The sequence below is a fragment of the Nocardia sp. NPDC060220 genome, assembly GCF_042727815.1.
Taxonomy (GTDB): Bacteria; Actinomycetota; Actinomycetes; order Mycobacteriales; family Mycobacteriaceae; genus Nocardia.
The window spans coordinates 1-3,017 of record NZ_JBHWZY010000827.1; the positions used below are offsets into that span (position 1 = coordinate 1).

Annotated in this window: 3 protein-coding genes and 1 pseudogene; 2 read left to right on the forward strand and 2 right to left on the reverse strand. The window is 62.0% G+C overall.

All coding sequences use genetic code 11. The annotated features are described in order from the left end of the window. On the forward strand, nucleotides 1-1,203 hold a 1,203-nt coding region (locus tag ACFWF3_RS30305; RefSeq protein WP_379317085.1), incomplete at its 5' end, for an HRDC domain-containing protein. Nucleotides 1,204-1,826: 623 nt separating this feature from the next. Here the strand turns inward: ACFWF3_RS30305 and ACFWF3_RS30310 are convergent. Both ACFWF3_RS30310 and ACFWF3_RS30315 read right to left on the reverse strand, forming a co-directional pair. Next, on the reverse strand, nucleotides 1,827-2,276 hold the full coding sequence (locus ACFWF3_RS30310) for an Imm50 family immunity protein (RefSeq protein WP_379317087.1): 450 nt from the start codon (nucleotides 2,274-2,276) through the stop codon (nucleotides 1,827-1,829). Then, entirely contained in the window at nucleotides 2,277-2,837 is a 561-nt protein-coding gene (locus ACFWF3_RS30315; protein ID WP_379317089.1) for a DUF6301 family protein, read from the reverse strand. Nucleotides 2,838-2,882: 45 nt separating this feature from the next. On the opposite strand from ACFWF3_RS30315, the pseudogene ACFWF3_RS30320 reads away from it, so the two are divergent. After that, a pseudogene (locus tag ACFWF3_RS30320) lies at nucleotides 2,883-3,017 on the forward strand (replication-associated recombination protein A); the annotation flags it as partial.

Consider the following 3,017-nt stretch of genomic DNA (forward strand, 5'->3'; position numbering starts at 1 on the left):
GCCGAGGGGGTTCCACCTGTGCTGGCGACCGCCGACGAGGTCGCCGCGGCCGCCAAAACCCTCGCCGCGGGCACCGGTCCCCTGGCTGTCGACGCCGAACGCGCGTCCGGTTTCCGCTATTCGGCCCGGGCGTACCTGATCCAGCTCCGCCGTGAGGGTGCGGGCTCGTTCCTCATCGACCCGATACCCGTCACCCACGCGCTGACCCCACTGGCCGAGGCGATCAACGACCTCGAATGGGTCCTGCACTCCGCCGACCAGGACCTGCCCGGCCTCGCCGAACTGGGTTTGCGCCCCGCCCGCCTGTTCGACACCGAACTCGGCGGCCGCATCGCCGGCTACGAACGCGTCGGCCTGGCCGCGATGGTCGAAAACCTCCTCGGCCGCTCCCTGCGCAAGGGCCACGGCGCCGCCGACTGGTCGAGCCGCCCGCTGCCCGACGAATGGCTCAACTACGCCGCCCTCGACGTCGAACTACTCCTCGAACTCCGCGACACCGTCGCCGCCGACCTCGACGCCCAGGGCAAACTCGACTGGGCCGCAGAGGAATTCGAGCACGTCCGCACCATGGACCCGCCCGCTCCGAAAGCCGACCGCTGGCGCCGCACCTCCGGCATCCACACCCTGCGCCGCACCCGTCAACTGGCGATCGTGCGCGAACTGTGGACCACCCGCGACGAACTCGCCCGCGCCCGCGACGTCGCCCCCGCCCGCATCCTGCCCGACTCGGCCATCGTCACCGCCGCCACCAGCGAACCCCGCTCGATCGCCCAACTGCGCACCCTCCCCGTCTTCGGCGGCCCCCGCCAGCGCCGCTACTCGCGCGACTGGCTGGCCGCCGTCGAACGAGGCCGCACGCTCCCCGACAAGCAACTCCCCCCACTCACCCTCCCCTTCGACGGCCCGCCCCCGGTCAACCGCTGGGAACGCCGCGACCCCATCGCCGCCGCCCGCCTCACCACCGCCCGCGGCGCCATGGGCGAACTCTCCACCGAACACTCCATCCCGGTAGAGAACCTCCTGTCCCCCGAACTGGTCCGCCGTCTCTGCTGGGACGGACTCCCCGACTACAAGAACGTCGGCACTCCCGAAGAGTTGTCCGCGAAGATCGAGGCCTTCCTCCTCGCCGGCGGTGCGCGCCCATGGCAGCGCACCCTCGCGGTTCCTGCCCTGACGGAGGCATTGACACCGGCGACCACCTGACGCCGACCTACAACGAGCTCACTTCCGCCGAGACGGTGCAGACCAATTCGACGAGTTTTCGTTGGTGAGGTCGCCCACTTCCCGGACGAGCTGAACCGGCTCGCCTGTCACTCCCCCTCCTGCGAGTTACATGGCCCAACCTGCACGATCAGTTCGAGAACATCAGTGCGCCAACGCTTCTCGCAGACTGGACAGCACTCGACGTACTTGTGATCACGAGACCGCGTTTCCCTGTGTTCGACAATCGAGACGGCGTTCTCCACTACAATTCCTACAAATCGCGCACCACAGCTGAAGCACTTGACTGGGACGTCGGCGCCGAATAGCGCACCATCAAAGTCGAAGAAATATGGAAGACCATCGATAATCTTCCGATCGAGAGCATCGAGATCTGTTCCATCGCTCCAGTGCACAAACAATGGAAGGACAGCGCCGTATCCAGTCTTTACGTCAACCCTACGCACAGTCGTACTACCCCAAAGGAACGTGGCCAAGTCGATATTCCGACTATTGCATGGACGATTTTCGCCTACCTCATCGCTCCATCTGGGATAGAATTCTGCCAAATATAGGCCAATAACAAACTTCTTCTTCATCAACAAACCCAGAATCTCGGCATAGCGTCACTCCCAGCGAGTCGGCACGTGCGGCACTAGTGGATGATCGCCTACGTAGGCCGATATCTTCGAAACTCTGACGGACCCGGCTACAACATCCAAGTGGGTTGCGGAATTCTTGGAGGTCCGAGCATGTACGACTCTCTTCCCATCGCGGTTACAAGTCGATAGATTGAGATCAATCACGGATTCGGTGCTCAGGTTCGATATCTCGACACTATCGACGCCATAGAGGTTCAGCTCAATCTGCACTGTGTTGTAACCGATGTTTCCCCATTTCCTCGGCGGATCAACAGGGAACTCACGAAAGTCGAAACGGAGGTATACACTTGGCCCGTCTCGGTGCAGGCGAACCTCATGGAGCACAACGCCTTCCAATGACGGAGTGGCTGCTCCGAATATTGCCCGTACACTACGTGAGTCCACCAGGGCTTCGATCCAATTCACCTCCCGCACCTATCTCTCGAGGTTGCCGTCGAGTTCTGTCAGATATCGCGGGTTGATCATCCAGACCCTGACACCTTGAACGGATCTACGAAGGCGTACGACGACCTTTGGAAGTATCCAAGCCATCTCACTGTTCTCGTTCATATCCGCAGGCCGGCAAAGCGGGCGGCCGATCCTCGATTCGATTACACCAGCGAGGGAATTGAATTCCTTTACTATGCGCTCAGCAGCCATGCCATCATCGGCATTGCGTGCGAACAGGGTGTCAACAGCTTTGAAGGAGCAGTACCTGATATCACCCTGCCCGACACTCAAACTCGCCCCAGGCTGTCGCACGTCTATGTCGGTAGTCAGATCGCCTCCGTGCTCGATCGAGTGACCCGCATCGGGATCTTCGTGCCAGCCGACCATGTCGCAGAACTGTCGAATGTTGTCAAAGGTCCACGTCCAATCAAACTTCGATGCGATGCAAACCTTCTCGGCGACCCTTTGCTCGATTTTGCGCCTGTTAGTTGACCTTCTCTCGGCGGCAGTTGACTCGAGAATCCGCTCGCGCGCCATGTCGACCATACGCGAAAGTACACCGATGTCGGGCACCGATCGAGGAGGTGTCGTGAAGAGGTCCGCGCCGTCATCGAGGGCGCCCGGCGCGCGATGGGCGGCCACGGCAAGGAGACCGTCCTCTTCCTCGACGAGATCCACCGCTTCAGCAAGGCCCAGCAGGACTCGCTCCTGCCCGCCGTGGAGAAC